Annotated in this window: 5 protein-coding genes; all 5 read left to right on the top strand. The window is 47.9% G+C overall.

Annotation, left to right across the window (positions count from 1 at the left end; all coding sequences use genetic code 11):
- Positions 1–91 precede the first annotated feature (91 nt).
- Positions 92–253 carry a hypothetical protein gene (locus J2Z18_RS30265; RefSeq protein ID WP_210095797.1) on the top strand — a complete coding sequence of 54 codons (162 nt, stop codon included), beginning with the start codon at positions 92–94 and terminating at the stop codon, positions 251–253.
- Positions 254–522: 269 nt separating this feature from the next.
- Positions 523–681, top strand: a complete 159-nt coding sequence (locus J2Z18_RS30260) for a PTS ascorbate transporter subunit IIC (protein ID WP_210095796.1) — start codon at positions 523–525, stop codon at positions 679–681.
- Positions 682–685: 4 nt separating this feature from the next.
- Complete coding sequence (locus J2Z18_RS30255; protein WP_210095795.1) at positions 686–898, top strand: hypothetical protein; 213 nt, start codon at positions 686–688, stop codon at positions 896–898.
- 31 nt (positions 899–929) lie between these two features.
- The gene (locus J2Z18_RS30250; RefSeq protein WP_210095794.1) at positions 930–1,109 is read left to right on the top strand and encodes a hypothetical protein; all 180 of its coding nucleotides are present in this window, start codon (positions 930–932) and stop codon (positions 1,107–1,109) included.
- Positions 1,110–1,172: 63 nt separating this feature from the next.
- The coding region (locus tag J2Z18_RS30245; RefSeq protein WP_210095793.1) for a hypothetical protein at positions 1,173–1,636 on the top strand (464 nt) is incomplete at its 3' end.

The raw sequence follows: 1,636 nt of genomic DNA, 5'->3' as shown, positions 1-1,636 counted from the left end.
GCGCATAATTTTTTAGTGTTCCCAAAATACGGGGCGTAGTGTGTGGCTTCTGCTAACACTACGCTTTTTCGCGTTTGGGAGGGGAATCGCAATGGATGAAAGCCACGTACTCATATTTCCAGGTATTAACTTGACTGTAACCTTTTCGGCTACGTTCGGGGAGCTCCTGGTGTCTACGCTGCTTGTCCTGCTGATTGCCCTTCATGTAACCATGTTCTTTCATCGTCTGATCTTCGGGAAAAGGGGCGATTGATTATGTTTCTAGCCTTTGAACCCATGCTCACCAAGTCGGAATTGATTGCCCGTTTCCTGATCTTCGGGGTTATCCCCTTATTCTTCATCACGGTGCGTTTTATCGGGAATGCCTTAATGACCCGGAGGAACAAGAAATGATTAACGTCATGAATAGCTTTATTCTGTGGTTCCTGTCGCAAAGTTTCGTGATTTATGCCGTGTTCGTTCCTGTCATGGCGTTCGCCTTTGTATCCGGGATAATCAGTATCATCCGATGGAGGCGATAACGTGGATTTAGCTGGTCTAATCGACATGAACTATTTCTGGTGGGCGTTCAACAAGCTGCTTGCCCCGGCAATGCCGTTTCTCGTTATTTTCATTGCCATTTCAGCGGCTGGGCTGCTGATCGGTACATTAATTTGGGCTTTCAAAAAGATGAGGAGCTGATCCAATGATTCAGTATCAGCAATTCTTTACGGTGGCCCGAATGGATGAGTTTTTACATAACGTCAAAGTGCTGCTGTACATGGTAATGCCCCTTTTGATCATCTGGATCGCTACGCAGCTAGGGGGTTACCTGATCCAAGTTATTCGCGATGCTTTTGATCGGACTCGGCGGGATCGGGAAGACGATTACGACGACGATGATTATAGGCGCGATTAAATAAAATTCTAAATAAGAAAGGGAGACACGCATGGATATTTTCCAAGGTATTACGAATATCGACTGGGGTTTTAACGCAGCTGATATTTTCTCCAACGGTATGTTCTTGGTTGGTTCTGTGGCTGCATTCGTATTGCTTGGCCTTGCTATTGCGTACGTTCCGAAGCTCATCGGAATCATCCGTACAGCGGTTGCTTCTCGGTCGAAATAATAAACATTACTGCCATGAAGGGGCGGGGGGTTCCCCCGCCCCTTTGTCATTGAGGGGTGGAACATGCGGAAGGTTTTCATTTTAACCGTCATACTGTCGCTGCTCTTGGCGACCCCGGCAATGGCAGCCATTACACAGATTAATGAACGGGAATTTGAAGTGACCGGATATCGGGTGACGTTCCCGGCTGGGAAATCAGGAACCGCGACCATCGGCGGCGGCAAGTTCATGCCAGCTGAAGCCGGGGGCAAGTATTTATATGACGTACATCTCGTAACAAGCAATACGCTAAACGCTACGAATTACATTACGGTAACCTACGGAACCGGATTTAAAGAAGTTCTGAATAGTTATCCTGGAACGCCAAACCGAATAACGCTCGTAAGTGGTTTATCAAACGATCCATCGAAGGGCATAACGGTTCAATTCACTTCGGACGGCACGCGCGAACGCTGGGCCGAAATTGTATACTTCAAGACTCGTGAAGATGTTCCACCGAACAACGGCGGGACTGATCCCGGCGGGGG

Source organism: Paenibacillus lactis (genome assembly GCF_017873605.1).
GTDB classification, from domain to species: Bacteria; Bacillota; Bacilli; order Paenibacillales; family Paenibacillaceae; genus Paenibacillus_AQ; species Paenibacillus_AQ lactis.
This window is presented reverse-complemented; position numbering and strand designations above follow the sequence as displayed.